Raw genomic sequence first — 15,513 nt, 5'->3', positions numbered from 1 at the left:
TATTTAATATCATGTAAAAATCCACGAAAACTCCTCCGTGCCCACGGAAAGCGAAGTGGATTTTTACGTAGTGAATGGCATCGCAATGTTAAAAAAACTATAGACAAACTCATATTGCTGAGTTTGTCTATAGTATCATCTATCACTATCTAAAACTTTTTGCTTTTTCTTGATAGGTTTCCCATACTAAATCAAAGTTTGCTTTTTCTTCATCTGTCATTTCTACCATTGGTAGACGAACATTTAATGTATCAAAGCCTAATTTAGTCATTGCGTATTTTACTGGTGAAGGATTTGGTTGCGCAAACAATGCACGTACTAATGGTAATAATGCTCTATGAATTTTTGCAGCTTGTTGATGGTTACCTTCTTCAAACAATTTAATCATTAGCTGCATATCATTTCCAACAACATGCGACGCTACTGAAATTACACCAGCGCCACCTATTGCAAGCAAAGGTAATGTTAATCCGTCATCTCCACTATATACAAAGAAATTATCAACAGCTTCAACGTTTTCTATAATATCGCCCATTTGATCTAAATTCCCGCTCGCCTCTTTAATCCAAGAGATATTAGGAATTTTACTTAAATCAACTGACGTCTCATATGCTACGTTTACACCTGTGCGTCCCGGTACATTATAAAGCATTACAGGTAGCCTAGTTTCTTTTGCAATAGTTTCAAAGTGCGCGTAAATCCCTCGTTGATTTGGTTTATTATAATATGGTGCTACTAACATAATACCATCAGCACCATTTTCTTCGGCTTTATGCGTCATTGCAATAGAATAAGCCGTTTCATTATCACCTGTACCTGCAATAACTGGTACACGGCCTGCTACTTTCTCTACTGTAAATCTTACAACTTCAATTTTTTCTTCTGTGGTCATAGTTGGGTTTTCGGAGGTTGTGCCACATGCAACAATGCAATCAGTGCCATTATCTATTAAGTAATTAATAATACGTTCTAGTTCTGGATAATTAATCGTACCATCTTCCTTAAACGGCGTTATCATTGCCGTTCCAATTCGACCTAAATTCATCCTTACACCCCTCTTATAGTAAGTTATCCTCAAGCATTGCTTCTGCAATTTGGATAGAGTTCAATGCAGCGCCTTTTAATAAATTATCTGATACGATCCATAGATGGAATCCCTTTTTATTGTCTAAGTCTTGACGGATACGTCCTACAAAGGTAGCATCTTCCCCTTCAGCGTAAATTGGCATTGGGTAAGTTTGTGTTGCGATATCATCCTGTAAAACAATTCCAGGTGCATGACGTAATACTTCGAAAATCCCTTCAACTGTTGTATCTTTTTCTACTTCAATATAAACAGATTCAGAATGTCCTGAAACGACTGGTACACGTACGCAAGTAGCAGCCACTTTTAACTCTGGTGCATGCATAATTTTTTTCGTTTCATTAATCATTTTCATTTCTTCGTATGTAAAGCCATTGTCTGTAAATTTATCGATTTGTGGAATGACATTACGAGCAATTGGGAAATGACGTTTGTCGCCACCACTTGGTAAAATATTTGCTTCTACATCTTTACCTGCATCCCAGTTTGCGCTTTGTGCTTTTAATTCTTCAATTGCAGAAATCCCTGCACCAGAAACTGCTTGGTATGTTGATACTAATACCTTCGTTAAGCCAAATGTCGCACGAATTGGTTCAAGTGCTGCAACCATTTGAATTGTAGAGCAGTTTGGATTGGCGATAATCCCATTATGTTTAGCAAGATCGCCGCGATTCACTTCAGGTACAACTAGCGGTACCTCTGGATCCATACGGAAATGGCTCGTATTGTCAATAACTACTGCCCCGCGTTTTGCCGCTTCAGGCGCTAGTACTGCCGATACAGAACCACCCGCAGAGAATAAAGCGACATTGACGCCTTCAAAAGCTTCTGGTGTCGCTTCTTCAATTGTATATGTCTTACCATTAAATTCGATTGGTTTTCCTGCAGAACGTGCAGAAGCTAAAAATTTAATGTGTCCTATTGGAAATTTTCGTTTAATTAGCTGTTCCATCATTTTTGAACCTACTGCTCCTGTTGCCCCTACAACTGCAACTGTTAACTGCTTAGTCATCTGTCATCTCTCCTTGAATACAAGTTCCATAATGTGTGCTATTGTATCATAAAAATACTGAAAATTGTGTGCAATTAATGATTTATTTGAAATATTGTATCAACAATGGCTGTAATTGTTTTTTATGCGTAATTGCTGCATCAACCGTCTCGACCATTTGAGTAAAATCAGCTATTAAAGAATTCGGTTTTCCATGTGGAGAATCCTGACCGAATGGGATAAAGTAGATATTTTTTGAATTGAGTAATTTCATAATATTGATGCCGTTAAGTCCAAGCGCATCGTTTGTGGAAATGCCTAGAACGACAGGCGAACCATTTCGTAACGTTGCCTTTGCCGCCATCAACACAGGGCTATCTGTCGCTGCATTGGCAAATTTGCTAATACTATTACCTGTCATTGGCGCTATAACCATTGCATCCAATGGATTGGATGGTCCAAATGGTTCTGCTTCTTTTATAGAAGAAATAACTTTTTCTCCTGTCAGTGCCTCAATTTTTTCTATCCATTCTTCTCCTGTACCGAAACGTGTCGCGGCATGTAATACCGAATGGGTAATAATCGGGATAACTGTAGCCCCTGCATTAATAAAGTTTTGAATTTTGGGTACAACATCCTCATACGTGCAATGTGAAGCCGTAATACCTAAACCAATTCGTTTACCCGTCAGCAATTTTCTTCCTCCTCTATTGCCTTGCACAAAATTTCTGCCGCATTATGTGCAAAGTATTTCCCAGGTAATGATGGCAATAGTACATATGTCTGTAACTGGTCAGCATCAATATCTAAGCAGCCTGGCTCTGATGCTAAATCATATAACACGGCAGGCACATAATCTTGAAACGATTCTGTAATCCACTTAGCAGGAATCGTATTGATGAAAATACCATCATGTACCGACCATTTGCGATCATCTAAATCAGACGCTTTATAGCCATAAGCTTTCGCTTCACTCACTTGTACCACTGAACGCGCAACAATATGGACATTAGCACCCATTTTTACGAGTAAAGAAGCGAGCATTTTGGCGATGCGCCCAAAGCCTGCGATAGTAAAGTTTTGTCCGTAAATACATTTCTGCTCGAGTCCGTAAAACGTTGCGATAAATCCCTCCGCTGTCAACCTTGCATTTTGCCAAATAAAGGACTCTTGCTGTAAATAACAATTGGTCTCATTTTTTTCAAGCAATTGTTTCCAATGCATTGTCAATCGCCCAGTATAAAACTTAACTTGTGATATGCCATATAATTGTTCTACTTCTATCTTCAAAGGAAGTATAGGCAGAATAATTTTATTGGGCTGAAACTCTAAAACAAGTTTATTTAACTCCTCATTCCAAACAGAAGTTCTTTTATAGAATACTGTACGTGAAGGACTACGTAGCATCGTTGCTAATTCTTTCAATCTTGAGTCCTCGCCGATCACCAGCCATTTTTCGTTTTCCAAAAGCTCACCTCACTGTAAAAATTCGGACTGTACCGTCGTTGTTTTGTTAAATAAAATACGATCTTCCCCAATTAATATAATTTCATGCCATGGAATCATTTCGCTAACTTTCACTTTCTTCTTTTGGAATGGTAATTTTTCTTTAATAATCTCAAATCCATGTATCTTTCCTGTTTGCACATCTAATAGGCATTCTGTGTGGGCCAGTATGCCAAAATGTACACCACCTTCAACTTGAATTAACTCTTTATCCACCATTTCAGATAATAGCATGCCTCATCTCCCTCCTTGAGCCGTTAACCCAATATATGCCGAGTTTTTGCAAATCGTGCCCGATATTGAAAGTACTTCAATGTTGCAACTTTCGACTGAACTGTGTATAGTGTATATATACAGTTTTAGAGAAATAAGAGGTGAAGATTTGTGCATATCCATTTAAGTAATGCGAGTGATAAACCAATTTACGAGCAAATTACTATACAGCTAAAAGAGGCAATTTTAGCTAATAAATTACAAGCTGGCGATGCACTCCCCTCTATTCGTGCACTCGCAAAGGATCTTAAAATTAGCGTTATGACAACAAAACGGGCATATGCAGATTTGGAGCGAGATGGCTTCATTGAAACGGTCGCTGGGAAGGGCAGTTTTGTCACTGAACGCAACCAAGACTTTCTTCGTGAGGAATTATTGCGTCAAGTAGAGGAGTATTTGCACAAAGCCGTAAGAACAGCTAAAACTGCAGGGCTTACAAAAGAGGAATTAGCAGACTTACTTTCGTTAATTGTAGAGGAGGACCACTAAATGAATGCCATCGAAATTCACGATGTACACAAAAGCTTTGCAGGTTTCTCATTAAAGGATATTAGTTTTTCAGTACCTCAAGGAACTGTTATGGGCTTTGTTGGAGAGAACGGTGCAGGTAAGTCAACTACCATTAAATGCATACTCAATTTATTAAAAAAAGAATATGGCGAAATTTTTCTTTTCGGCAAAGATATTGTCGAACATGAGCTTGCGATAAAAAACGACATCGGTGTCGTTTTCGACGACTTGCACATACCTGAAACGCTTAATGCGACGCAGCTCGACAAATTCATGAAAAAAGTATTTAAAACATGGGATTCTACCTATTATTTTGAGCGACTGGCTCAATTTAAAGTACCTGAGCGAAAAAAAGTAAAGAAGTTATCCCGTGGAATGAGGATGAAGCTGTCGATTGCATTAGCGTTATCGCATCATCCAAAATTATTAATTTTAGATGAACCGACAAGTGGACTAGATCCAATTATACGTGATGAAATTCTCGACTTATTTTTAGATTTTATGCAGGACGAAACACATAGCATTTTATTTTCATCACATATAACGAGTGATCTGGAAAAGATAGCGGATTATATAACATTCATTCATAATGGAGAAATTTTATTTAGTGAAAGCAAGGATATTTTGCTGTATGACTACGCTATTTTCAAAGGCAATAAAGAGGAAGTAAGCGATTTACCTGAGCAAGCCATTATCCGCAAACGTAATGGCGCTTTCGGGCTAGAGGTACTTGTTCTAAAAAACGAAATAAGTGAAGCATTTACCGTTGAAAGGCCTACTATTGAAGATATCATGCTATTTTACGTGAAAGGTAGTGTTCAATTATGACTGCTCTTCTAGTGAAAGATTTAATGACCATTCAACGGCAATTAAAGACACAAGTCCTTTTTCTTTTACCTATTCTTTTTATATCCTTTGTATTTGGGCAAGGATATTTTATTTTTCCCTTTCTTTTATTTATCCTAATTATTCAAGCAGTCACTGCTCTTACTTATGATGAACTATGTGATTTTGATAAATATGCCAATACATTACCCATTTCAAAGAGCGAAATTGTTCTTAGTAAATACATGCTCGGCCTATTACTGATGTTTATTGGTTTGATTATTGCGTTACCTATAGTTTTGATAATTAATCACTTCACCAACAATTGGGAAACAGTTAATTATTTCCTTACATTTAACCTTATTATTGCGGCAGCATTATGTATGCTTGCTTTATTATTACCAATCTATATAAAATTCGGCTCTATAAAAGGAAGATACGTTCTTATTTTCCTATGCTTTATTCCAGGCTTGATTATCGGTATGTTAGATGAGTACTTTGCGAATATTTTGCTAGTTGTTTCTAAACTACAACATTTGAGCTATCTCGCACCTTTTATCGGACTTTTTATTTTATGGATATCTTCTCTTATTTCAACAGCAATCTATAAACGTAAGGAATTTTAGGAGGGAGGTTGTATGTACTATGGAAGCTTTAGTATGGCATAGATTGTCTATGCAAAAGTGGTATATTTTAATCGTGCTAACTATTAGTGTGACCATTACTTTCGTAAACGTCCGTTTTTTCAGTAACTCTTCTATCGTCATGTTTGCGTTAATTTTTTCTGTGACGATAGTCGAAAGCATGTATACGCAAGATCATAAAGCGAAGTGGGAACTGTTTGTTAATAGTCTTCCTTTAACGAAAAAGATGCAGTTACAAGCGGATTACCTTTATTGTTACGGCTTAATTGCACTACTTTTTATCACATCTGCTCCTATTTATTTTTCACCGTTTTTCGTACATAGCGATAGCTACGAACATTTCGCTATTTATTTCGCAAATATTAGCTGCGCTATTTTGCTTGTTTGTGCGCAATTTTATTCACATCATATAGAGGAAACTAAAGGGATGCGGTCCTTTAGAATGATCATTTATGTATTACTTATTTTTTCTATCAATTTTCCGATCCATTATTATTTATCAATGGTAGCTGCTAATTTGTCAGTCATGTTCATACCAACAGTCATTAGCGCCATCATCAGTATTTTCGTTTTTCGAAAATGCCATGTGCTGTATAGAGCAAAAGAGATCTATTAAATATAACAAGCCCCACCACGAGAAGAAAAGTGGTGGGGCTTACGATGTACATATAAGGTGCAAGCTATTTTGTTTACGGGTTGCCGCTCCGAGTAGACACTTTTCGCGGGCATGGCTTCACTTTAGCTACACCTTGTAGCAAGTCATTAAAAACTATTTTTTATCAATTACTACATGTTTTAATGTATCAGTAGTTACATCAATATCAAACGCTTTACCAAAGCCGACAACGTAACGACCTTCTAATGGCGTTAGCTCAAATAACGAAAAATCAAGTGTACGTAACAGTTGCATCATTTTTGCATTATGCACTTCATCGAATAATGCAAATACTTCTTCATAGCCTTCATTACCTAATAAAGTTGGTGTACATTGCCAACGTGCACGCTCTGTAGCAAATGGGTTCGCTGTCACGGCCTCATCTGCCACACAAATTAAATCTACAAATTGAGACTGCTCCATCAATTTAAAATGCTCAGCGATTCGACTAATGTAAACATAGAATTTCCCATTTAGTCGCACAAATGGTGTAGTACTGCTGAACGGCTTACCTTCTGCATCTACAAGACTAAGCACACAACTTTTTTTACCTTGTAAAAACGTTTCATAATCTTGTTTAATTTGGTCCATGTTCATTTCTTTTTGCATCCTATTTCCTCCTATGCCTTCACAGTACTTTTTAATTGAATTCGTGGAGCAGAATCCCATGATACATATTGAATTTCCGCTTCCATCCGATAAATTTGCTGAATCATTTGTTCTGTCATCACATCTTCAGGTGTACCAATTTGTGCTCGGTATCCGTCCTTTACAACGACAATTTGGTCGCTATAACTAGATGCTTGATTTAGATCATGGAGCACCATGACAACCGTCATCCCCATTTCACGATTAAGCTCTCGTACTAATTCCAGTACTTCATGTTGATGGGCAATATCTAAATAGGTCGTAGGCTCATCCAATAATAAAATTTGTGGTCGCTGTGTCAATGCCATCGCAATCCATGCGCGTTGCGATTCTCCACCAGATAACGCTGCTATAGGTTGATCTCGATAATGCATTAATTGCGTTTTCTCTAATGCCCAATCAATGATTGCTTCATCTTCAGCATTTAAACGTTCAAACCATTTTTTATGTGGGTAACGACCATATGCGACTAAATTACGAACTGAAATATCTGCTGGTGCTTGATTTCGCTGACTAAGTATGCACATTTTCTGTGCAATTTCCTTAGACGAAAGTCGACGTATGTTTTCGCCATCGAAGGTAATTGTCCCACCACTATAAGGCTGCAAACGTGCAATGGCCTTTAGTATTGTAGATTTTCCAGAGCCATTAGGACCGATAATGGATAGGACCTCTCCTTTTTTGACATCAAATGAAAAATTATGGACAACTTCTTTTTGCTCATAACGGACAGATAGCTCTTCAATTATTAACAATTAAAACGCCTTCTTTCGCATTAAATATAAGAAATATGGTCCACCAATAACAGCCATAATTATCCCCGCTGGAATATCTAGAGGGGCAAATAATGTCCGACCACCTGTATCTGCAATAAGTAATACAATCGCTCCCATCGCCATACTCATTGGTAGCATGTACTTATAGTCTGAGCCTACAAGCATGCGTGCCATATGTGGAACGATTAAGCCGACAAAACCAATCATGCCGATTGCCGCTACTGAAATAGCAGCTAAAAATACAGCTAAAATTGATAACATAATGCGAATACGTGTTACATTTTCACCGAGGTTCACAGCAACTTGGTCCCCTAGGCGGATAATATTCGCCTTTCGGATAGCAAAGATTGATATAATCCAACCGATAATCGCGTAAGGATAAATCATATGGAGCGAAGCATTTCCCTTCGCGGCAAGACTACCATTTAACCATTGCACAGCAGATGGAAGACGATCGCTATACATAATGGAAAGGAAACCAATGATTCCGCCACCTAGCGCATTAACAGCCACACCTGACAAAATAATGGTAATTGGAGAAATACCTGAACGACGCCAAGCTAATGCATAGACAATTGTTGCTGCAAGTAAGCCTCCTACAAATGCTGCTATCGGAATATAGTTTGTGAATTCTGGATTTGCTAACATAATTAGTAACACAAAGGCAGCAGCACCACTTGTTACACCTGTCAATCCTGGGTCAGCTAGTGGATTTCCCATTACCGCCTGCAATAGCGCCCCTGAAATTGCAATATTTGCGCCAATAATCAATGCTAGTAACACACGCGGCAGTCGAATATCCCAGATTATCGTTGTATACACACCTTCATTTGTTCGGCCATTTAATATCGTCGATAGTATTTCTGGAATTGTAATATGGACACTTCCAAGTCCAATGGCAACAATTGCTGCTATTAATGTCAGCACAAAGGTAGCAATTACGATTATGCGACTTCTCGTTGTACTAATCATAGTTAAACCTCATTCTTACTTGTAGAAATAATCTGCAATTGTTGTAAGTGCTGTTTCTACATTGGCAATAGATGTTACACCAAATGTACTATAATCAAGCATATAGATTTTGTCATTTTTATAAGCTGACAATTGCGTCCATGCACTATTTTTTTCAATTTCTTGCTTAAATTTATCTTCATTTGCTCCGTGATCACCTGATGCTAATACAAAAATCATATCTGGATCAGCTACTACAATGTCTTCTAAGTTCATTGGTGAATATGTTGATTCTGCTTTTAACACTGATTGTGCAATATTATCAGCACCTAAACGCTCAACTAAACTACCTAAATAAGATTTTTCGTTCATTACCATGAATGAATCCGATGTACCAATGACTAACATTACAGATGGAAGTTCCTTGCCTTTCCCCTGTTCTTCTAGTTCATTTTCTTTCGCTACAATACTTTGTAGCACTTCATTCATTTTTTCTTCTTTCCCAAAGTATGTACCTAGTACTTTGAAACTTAATTTTAAATCGTCATATGACTCTGTCGGTAAATATGCTGATGGAATATTCATACCTGTAAGTGCTTGATCTAATGAGCTTTGAAGAGCTGATGCCCCAATAATTAACTCTGTTTGTAAACTTGAAATTACTTCTAAATCAGGTGCCATCGGTGAGCCAATCTTCGTAATTGCTTCAAAATCTTTAGGAAGTGGATTTGTCGATGTTGGAACTCCCACTGGTGTAATACCTAATAGGTTAAGCATTTCTGTTAATGGGACAGATGTTGTGACGATCTTTACAGGCACCTCTGTCGGGAAACTTGCTAACGCTTTTTGAAATGCTTCCTCATCTACGCCGTCGTCAAATGCCTTTGATGATGCATCCTCTTTTACATCTGCTGTTACATCTTGTTGTTTATCTGTTTCTTTTTCTACACTTTTTTCTTCTTGCTTCGCACATCCTGCTAATGCACATACAATTACTAAAAGACTAATCCATATCCACTTTTTCATTTTTCTATCTCCCTACTAATTGATAATGATATTCAATGTCATTTATAATATCAGACTTCATTGATAATATCAACGCCTAATTGATAATATAATTTCCAATTGGAAATTATACCTAGCTTTTTGGACACCCTCCATAATTGTTTGAGTGCCAGGCACTTTGTCGCTAAATAGGTTTATTTTCATCTCAATAATTAGTTGATTCTGTGCCCGTGCAAAGCGACCGCACGTAGCTGAAATCAACTGAAATAGTTTAATGCTATACGTTTTAGCCACTCTTTATGAAAGGCGAGATAGGTTATTTTCACTTCAACATTTAACACGCAAGTCAGATTATCTAATCAATTTGAGGACGCCAAACTAAAACGAGGCATCCAACGATTGAACGTTAGAAGCCTCGTAATAAAATATGAATTTTTTGTGACCGCGCTTTAGACTCTTTTAAGCTTCAGGTCCGATTATAGCAATTGCCGGCTCTGCTTTTAAAATTTTGGCAATGAGTCGATCTATTGAATCCATCGTAACAGCATCAATTGACGCCAATACTTCATCTACTGTACGATGGCGTCGATGAACTAATTCACTTGTCCCATTCCGATTCATACGCGCACCCGTTCCTTCAAGACCAAGCACAAAGCTTCCTTTTAGCTGTTCCTTAGCATTATCTAACTCTTCCTCAGTCACGCCTCCCGCTACAATATCTAGCAATGTAGCATCAATTGTATGCTGCAATTGCGCTAGTTGTTGGCGACTTGCACTGCCATAAATCGTAAATGCCCCAACGTCTGCATAGCATGATTGATAGGAGAAAATTGTATAAGCTAAGCCACGCTCTTCACGTACTTCTTGGAACAGACGGGAGCTCATGTTGCCACCGATAATATTATTTAAGGCAATAAAACTATACATATCTGGATCTTTGACTCCAATTGCAGGATAGGAAATCGCTAAATGAGCCTGTTCCGTATCACGCGTTTTCATAATTTCTCCTGGTTGGAACTGTGGATTTGTCAAGACAGGTACCACAGCATGCGGTGAAGCCTCATATTGTCCAAATAAGTTTTCAATTGTCGTTAATAGTGACGGTGAAATATTGCCAGCCACGGAAATGACAATCGACTCTGGTCCATAATGTTTAGCCATATACTGTCGAATCACATCTGCAGTAAATGTTTTTAATGTAGCAGCAGTCCCTAAAATTGGACGGCCTAGTGCATCATTTGGATACATTACTTCCCAAAGCTTTTCATGCACATCATCATCAGGAGCATCTTCACTCATGAATATTTCCTCTAGTACTACTTGACGCTCTTTCTCCAATTCTTCTTCCGTAAAAGTCGAATGAAAGAACATATCAGCAAGAATTGTTATGGCAAGCTCCGCATGATGATCTAAAACTTTTGCATAATAGCATGTATTTTCCTTTGAAGTAAAGGCATTTAGCTCCCCACCAATACGATCAAATTCTTCTGCTATTTGGCGAGCAGTTCGCGTTTTTGTCCCTTTAAAAAGCATATGTTCGATAAAGTGTGTAATCCCATTCTCTTCTGGAAGTTCATAGCGAGAACCCGCATTGACAAATATGCCCAGCGCAACAGATCTTACATGATCAATTTGCTCGGACACAATACGCACACCGTTTTGACATGTATGTACTTGTACCAAATAATTTCCTCCTTTTTAACCGTTTTATTTGAAAAAGGCTGCGCATCATACGCAGCCTTTAATTTATAAAATTATTTACCTTGTTCTGCGCGTTCTTTTTCCTCTTGAATAACTACTTTACGAGATAAGTTTACACGACCTTGCTTGTCGATTTCAATTACTTTCACAAGTAATTGATCGCCTAGCTTTAATACATCTTCTACTTGCTTAGTACGCTCTTCTTGAATTTCAGAAATGTGTAATAAGCCATCTTTACCTGGGAAGATTTCACAGAAAGCACCGAATTTCTCGATACGTTTAACAGTTGATAAGTAGTATTCGCCTACTTTTGCTTCACGTACGATATCTTCAATAATTTGTTTTGCACGTGCGTTCATTTCTTCGTCTGCTGAAGAAATATAAATTGTACCATCTTGCTCTGTATCAATTTTTACGCCTGTTTCTTCAATAATTTTGTTAATTTGCTTACCACCTGGTCCAATGACATCGCGGATTTTATCTGGATTAATACGCACAATTACGATTTTCGGTGCATAAGCAGATAGTTTCTCACGTGGTTGTGCAAGTGTTGCAAGCATAGATTCTAAAATATGCATACGTCCAATTTTTGCTTGAGTTAATGCTTCTTCTAAAATATTGCGAGATAAACCGTCAATTTTAATATCCATTTGAAGTGCTGTAACACCTTTAGCTGTACCAGCTACTTTAAAGTCCATATCACCAAGATGATCTTCCATACCTTGGATATCCGTTAAAATTGAGTAATGCTCACCTTTTTTAATAAGTCCCATTGCAATACCAGCAACAGGTGCTTTTAACGGAACACCAGCATCCATCATAGCTAAAGTAGAAGCACAGATTGAAGCTTGTGAAGTTGAGCCGTTTGATTCAAGTACTTCTGATACACAACGAATTGTATATGGGAATACAGATTCATCAGGAATTACTGCTTCGAGTGCACGCTCACCTAAAGCACCGTGACCGATTTCACGACGACCTGGACCACGAATTGGACCAGTTTCCCCTACAGAGAATTGAGGGAAATTGTAGTGATGCATAAAGCGTTTAGATTCTTCTACACCTAAACCGTCGATAATTTGTACATCGCCAAGTGCACCTAAAGTACAAATTGACAGTGCTTGAGTTTGTCCACGTGTAAATAATGCCGAACCATGCGTACGTTGTAATAGACCTGTTTCTGAAGAAAGTGGGCGAATTTCATCGAGTTTACGACCATCTGGACGGATTTTATCTTCTGTAATTTGGCGACGAACTTCGTCTTTCACCATTTTATCTAAAATTGTATGCACTTGTTTCATTGTTGTGTCATCAGCTTCTTGTTCTTCATAAGAAGCGATAATACGGTCTTTCACTGCTTTGATAGCTTCATCACGTGCATGTTTTTCAGCAGTTTGAATCGCATCATGCATTTCCGTTTCACACGCTGCTTTAATATCAGCTTGAATCGCTTCATCAATTTCAAACAATGTTACAGGTATTTTTTCTTTCCCTACTTCAGCAATAATTTGCTCTTGGAAAGCAATAATTTTTTTAATTTCTTCATGACCGAACATAATAGCTTCTAACATTACTTCTTCTGGTACTTCTAAAGCGCCTGCTTCAACCATGTTAATAGCATCTTTGTTTCCAGCGACAGATAAATGAACTGTTGAAATTTTAGACTGCTCAACTGTTGGGTTCACGATGAATTCACCGTCAATATATCCAACTTGTACACCAGCAATTGGGCCACCGAATGGAATATCAGAAATTGCTAATGCTAATGATGAACCGACCATAGCTGCCATTTCAGACGTGCAATCAGGATCATTAGACATAACCATTGAAATTACTTGTACTTCATTACGGAAACCATCTGGGAACATTGGGCGAATTGGACGGTCAATTAAGCGGCTTGCTAAAATCGCTTTTTCCGATGGACGTCCTTCACGTTTAATAAAGCCGCCAGGAATTTTACCCGCTGCATATAAACGTTCTTCGTAGTTTACTGTTAATGGGAAGAAATCTAGTGGTTTTGGTGATTTTGACATTGTTGCTGTTGCAAGTACAGAAGTATCACCATAGCGTACTAATGCTGCTCCATTTGCTTGTTTTGCTAACTGTCCTACTTCAATTACAAGTGGACGGCCAGCCCATTCGTAGGAATAGACTTTCTTTTCGTTCATTCAATGAACCCCTCTCTATTATAAAAACACTTACTCGTCTGTATGTACTAATAGTAAGTGTACCAAAAATGCTTGTTCTATGCTAAATATTTCATGAAATAATCATACATTTAAATTCAGTTATTGCCAATTTATTTAGGATTTATTTCTTAATTTGGTTTTAATGGCGTTTTAGCTTGCTTTTGTGCTTATATTTGTATTATATTTGGCTAATTTTTTCTATTCATGATAATAGTTGCCAACATCTACACGATGTTTCGTTTCATTTGCACTTCGTCATGCGCTTTCCATTTGGAAGTACCAAACTAAATGAATACTTTAAATAGCTTAAAAGTTTTATAAACATAAAGAAAAAGCGGGAATAATCCCGCTTTTCGATTGTCAATTAGCGACGTAAGCCTAAACGATTGATTAGTTCACGGTAACGTTGAACGTCAGTTTCACGTAGATATTTAAGTAAGTGACGACGACGACCTACCATTTTAAGAAGACCACGCTCAGAGTGGAAATCTTTTTTGTGTGTACGTAAGTGAGTGTTTAAAGCGTTGATTTCAGCTGTTAAAACTGCAACTTGTACTTCTGGAGAACCAGTGTCACTTTCGTGAGTACGGTACTCAGCGATAATTTCGTTTTTACGTTCTTTTGTAATAGCCATTTGTATTGACCTCCTAAATAATTGTTTAATCCCCATTAGCACAGTAAACGTTGGAGTCTTCGGTATACCGAGCTAAGGTTAAGCACTTTATGCACTTATGAATGTTACCATAAAATAAAGGGGCAAGCAAGTAATAACGTAGTCCTGCCAAACATGGCAACGTCTATTCTATTACGTTAAAAAAGTGAATAGCCTCTTGCTTGTCTTTTTCTATTTGTGTTTTTAACGCTTCGATGCCATCAAATTTACGCTCACTTCGAATACGTTTATACCAAGCAACATGTACTTCTTCGCCATAAATATTTTTATCGAAGTTTAAAATATGAACTTCAATAGACAGTTGCTTGTCATTAGGATCTTTAAATGTTGGTTTATAGCCTACATTACATACACCATCATACCAATTATTTTGTACAAGTAATCGAACAGCATACACACCACTTGCTGGAATATAAGTACCTTCTAATGCTTGCACATTAGCGGTAGGGAAGCCTATTGTACGTCCACGTTTATCACCATGCACGACTATTCCTTTGATGTCAAAAGGTCGCCCTAGAAGCATTCTTGCTGCCTCCATATCCCCTTCTTGCAATAACTTACGAATACGCGTGGAGCTAATTTTCTCAGTCGCATCGGTTTTCTTATCGACAACTGTTACACCATACTCCCCATTACTTAATGCGCGCATATCTTCCATTGTGCCTTTTCCAAATGCACCAAATGAAAAATCAAAGCCAGCTGTAACGTGTTGAATGTTTAATCCTCGAATAAATGTATCAATAAAAGCAGCAGGTGACAGCTTTGCAAAGTCCGATGTGAAATGTACAACAAATACAGTATCTACACCTTGTTCTTCAAACAACTGCAATTTCTGCTGTAATAATGTAATATAAAATACTTTTTCATTTCGTCCGCCTAGCACTAAAGATGGATGCGGATCAAATGTCATAACGGCAGTTGAGATTTGTCGCTTTTCCGCCTCTTGCTTGGCCGCATCAATAACCGCCTGATGTCCAATATGTACACCATCAAAAAAGCCAATAGCCAATGAGTAAGGCGGTATGCTTTCTCGTTGCTGTAATTGGTGTGGGTATTTTAAATGAATAACCTCCATACAAAAA

General features: G+C 37.7%; 17 protein-coding genes. 4 read left to right on the top strand and 13 right to left on the bottom strand.

The window, feature by feature from the left end:
• Window positions 1-145 precede the first annotated feature (145 nt).
• The 5 genes from dapA to FH508_RS05770 form a co-directional block, all read right to left on the bottom strand.
• Window positions 146-1,045, bottom strand: a complete 900-nt coding sequence (dapA, locus tag FH508_RS05790) for a 4-hydroxy-tetrahydrodipicolinate synthase (RefSeq protein ID WP_173477705.1) — start codon at window positions 1,043-1,045, stop codon at window positions 146-148.
• 13 nt (window positions 1,046-1,058) lie between these two features.
• Window positions 1,059-2,096 carry an aspartate-semialdehyde dehydrogenase gene (locus tag FH508_RS05785; RefSeq protein ID WP_173477706.1) on the bottom strand — a complete coding sequence of 346 codons (1,038 nt, stop codon included), beginning with the start codon at window positions 2,094-2,096 and terminating at the stop codon, window positions 1,059-1,061.
• An 82-nt stretch (window positions 2,097-2,178) separates the two neighbouring features.
• The gene (locus FH508_RS05780; RefSeq protein WP_173477707.1) at window positions 2,179-2,769 is read right to left on the bottom strand and encodes a dipicolinate synthase subunit B; all 591 of its coding nucleotides are present in this window, start codon (window positions 2,767-2,769) and stop codon (window positions 2,179-2,181) included.
• Window positions 2,763-3,542, bottom strand: a complete 780-nt coding sequence (locus FH508_RS05775) for a dipicolinate synthase (protein WP_173477708.1) — start codon at window positions 3,540-3,542, stop codon at window positions 2,763-2,765. The genes FH508_RS05780 and FH508_RS05775 overlap by 7 nt, the downstream gene beginning before the upstream one ends.
• Window positions 3,543-3,551: 9 nt before the next feature.
• The gene (locus FH508_RS05770) at window positions 3,552-3,815 is read right to left on the bottom strand and encodes a YlmC/YmxH family sporulation protein (RefSeq protein ID WP_173477709.1); all 264 of its coding nucleotides are present in this window, start codon (window positions 3,813-3,815) and stop codon (window positions 3,552-3,554) included.
• A 150-nt stretch (window positions 3,816-3,965) separates the two neighbouring features.
• On the opposite strand from FH508_RS05770, the gene FH508_RS05765 reads away from it, so the two are divergent.
• The 4 genes from FH508_RS05765 to FH508_RS05750 are packed head-to-tail and all read left to right on the top strand — an operon-like array spanning window position 3,966 to window position 6,449.
• Window positions 3,966-4,343 (top strand): GntR family transcriptional regulator, encoded by a 378-nt coding sequence (locus FH508_RS05765; RefSeq protein ID WP_173477710.1) that lies wholly within the window; start codon window positions 3,966-3,968, stop codon window positions 4,341-4,343.
• On the top strand, window positions 4,344-5,192 hold the full coding sequence (locus FH508_RS05760) for an ABC transporter ATP-binding protein (RefSeq protein WP_173477711.1): 849 nt from the start codon (window positions 4,344-4,346) through the stop codon (window positions 5,190-5,192). It abuts the gene before it with no gap.
• The gene (locus FH508_RS05755; protein WP_173477712.1) at window positions 5,189-5,815 is read left to right on the top strand and encodes an ABC-2 transporter permease; all 627 of its coding nucleotides are present in this window, start codon (window positions 5,189-5,191) and stop codon (window positions 5,813-5,815) included. The genes FH508_RS05760 and FH508_RS05755 overlap by 4 nt, the downstream gene beginning before the upstream one ends.
• Window positions 5,816-5,834: 19 nt before the next feature.
• Complete coding sequence (locus FH508_RS05750) at window positions 5,835-6,449, top strand: ABC-2 transporter permease (protein WP_173477713.1); 615 nt, start codon at window positions 5,835-5,837, stop codon at window positions 6,447-6,449.
• 153 nt (window positions 6,450-6,602) lie between these two features.
• On the opposite strand, the gene FH508_RS05745 is transcribed toward FH508_RS05750, so the two are convergent.
• The 8 genes from FH508_RS05745 to ribF all read right to left on the bottom strand — a co-directional run bounded on the left by FH508_RS05745 (window position 6,603) and on the right by ribF (window position 15,506).
• Window positions 6,603-7,097, bottom strand: coding sequence for a HugZ family pyridoxamine 5'-phosphate oxidase (locus tag FH508_RS05745; protein ID WP_173477714.1), 495 nt, complete (start codon window positions 7,095-7,097; stop codon window positions 6,603-6,605).
• An 11-nt stretch (window positions 7,098-7,108) separates the two neighbouring features.
• Window positions 7,109-7,891: an ABC transporter ATP-binding protein gene (locus FH508_RS05740; RefSeq protein WP_173477715.1), complete on the bottom strand. Its 783-nt coding sequence runs from the start codon at window positions 7,889-7,891 to the stop codon at window positions 7,109-7,111.
• Complete coding sequence (locus tag FH508_RS05735) at window positions 7,892-8,884, bottom strand: FecCD family ABC transporter permease (protein ID WP_173477716.1); 993 nt, start codon at window positions 8,882-8,884, stop codon at window positions 7,892-7,894. It abuts the gene before it with no gap.
• A gap of 15 nt (window positions 8,885-8,899) precedes the next feature.
• A complete protein-coding gene (locus tag FH508_RS05730; RefSeq protein ID WP_173477717.1) occupies window positions 8,900-9,889 on the bottom strand; it encodes an ABC transporter substrate-binding protein in 990 nt (329 codons plus the stop codon).
• A gap of 438 nt (window positions 9,890-10,327) precedes the next feature.
• Window positions 10,328-11,551: a M16 family metallopeptidase gene (locus FH508_RS05725; RefSeq protein WP_173477718.1), complete on the bottom strand. Its 1,224-nt coding sequence runs from the start codon at window positions 11,549-11,551 to the stop codon at window positions 10,328-10,330.
• A gap of 71 nt (window positions 11,552-11,622) precedes the next feature.
• A complete protein-coding gene (gene pnp / locus FH508_RS05720) occupies window positions 11,623-13,737 on the bottom strand; it encodes a polyribonucleotide nucleotidyltransferase (RefSeq protein WP_173477719.1) in 2,115 nt (704 codons plus the stop codon).
• A 385-nt stretch (window positions 13,738-14,122) separates the two neighbouring features.
• Window positions 14,123-14,392: a 30S ribosomal protein S15 gene (gene rpsO, locus FH508_RS05715; protein WP_008178982.1), complete on the bottom strand. Its 270-nt coding sequence runs from the start codon at window positions 14,390-14,392 to the stop codon at window positions 14,123-14,125.
• Window positions 14,393-14,555: 163 nt separating this feature from the next.
• Window positions 14,556-15,506 carry a riboflavin biosynthesis protein RibF gene (gene ribF, locus FH508_RS05710; protein ID WP_173477720.1) on the bottom strand — a complete coding sequence of 317 codons (951 nt, stop codon included), beginning with the start codon at window positions 15,504-15,506 and terminating at the stop codon, window positions 14,556-14,558.
• Between the last annotated feature and the right edge of the window lie 7 nt (window positions 15,507-15,513).

It is taken from the genome of Lysinibacillus sp. CD3-6, from assembly GCF_006351725.2.
Classification (GTDB): domain Bacteria; phylum Bacillota; class Bacilli; order Bacillales_A; family Planococcaceae; genus Lysinibacillus.
The sequence above is the reverse complement of the archived record's forward strand: the minus strand, read 5'-3'. Positions and strand labels throughout refer to the sequence as shown.

What these genes read in the sequence shown, in the direction of transcription:
- dapA (WP_173477705.1), bottom strand. Translation starts at nt 1,045, where the DNA reads ATGAATTTAGGTCGAATTGGAACGGCAATGATAACGCCGTTTAAGGAA.
- FH508_RS05785 (WP_173477706.1), bottom strand. Translation starts at nt 2,096, where the DNA reads ATGACTAAGCAGTTAACAGTTGCAGTTGTAGGGGCAACAGGAGCAGTA.
- FH508_RS05770 (WP_173477709.1), bottom strand. Translation starts at nt 3,815, where the DNA reads ATGCTATTATCTGAAATGGTGGATAAAGAGTTAATTCAAGTTGAAGGT.
- FH508_RS05760 (WP_173477711.1), top strand. Translation starts at nt 4,344, where the DNA reads ATGAATGCCATCGAAATTCACGATGTACACAAAAGCTTTGCAGGTTTC.
- FH508_RS05755 (WP_173477712.1), top strand. Translation starts at nt 5,189, where the DNA reads ATGACTGCTCTTCTAGTGAAAGATTTAATGACCATTCAACGGCAATTA.
- FH508_RS05750 (WP_173477713.1), top strand. Translation starts at nt 5,835, where the DNA reads ATGGAAGCTTTAGTATGGCATAGATTGTCTATGCAAAAGTGGTATATT.
- FH508_RS05745 (WP_173477714.1), bottom strand. Translation starts at nt 7,097, where the DNA reads ATGCAAAAAGAAATGAACATGGACCAAATTAAACAAGATTATGAAACG.
- FH508_RS05735 (WP_173477716.1), bottom strand. Translation starts at nt 8,884, where the DNA reads ATGATTAGTACAACGAGAAGTCGCATAATCGTAATTGCTACCTTTGTG.
- FH508_RS05730 (WP_173477717.1), bottom strand. Translation starts at nt 9,889, where the DNA reads ATGAAAAAGTGGATATGGATTAGTCTTTTAGTAATTGTATGTGCATTA.
- pnp (WP_173477719.1), bottom strand. Translation starts at nt 13,737, where the DNA reads ATGAACGAAAAGAAAGTCTATTCCTACGAATGGGCTGGCCGTCCACTT.
- rpsO (WP_008178982.1), bottom strand. Translation starts at nt 14,392, where the DNA reads ATGGCTATTACAAAAGAACGTAAAAACGAAATTATCGCTGAGTACCGT.
- ribF (WP_173477720.1), bottom strand. Translation starts at nt 15,506, where the DNA reads ATGGAGGTTATTCATTTAAAATACCCACACCAATTACAGCAACGAGAA.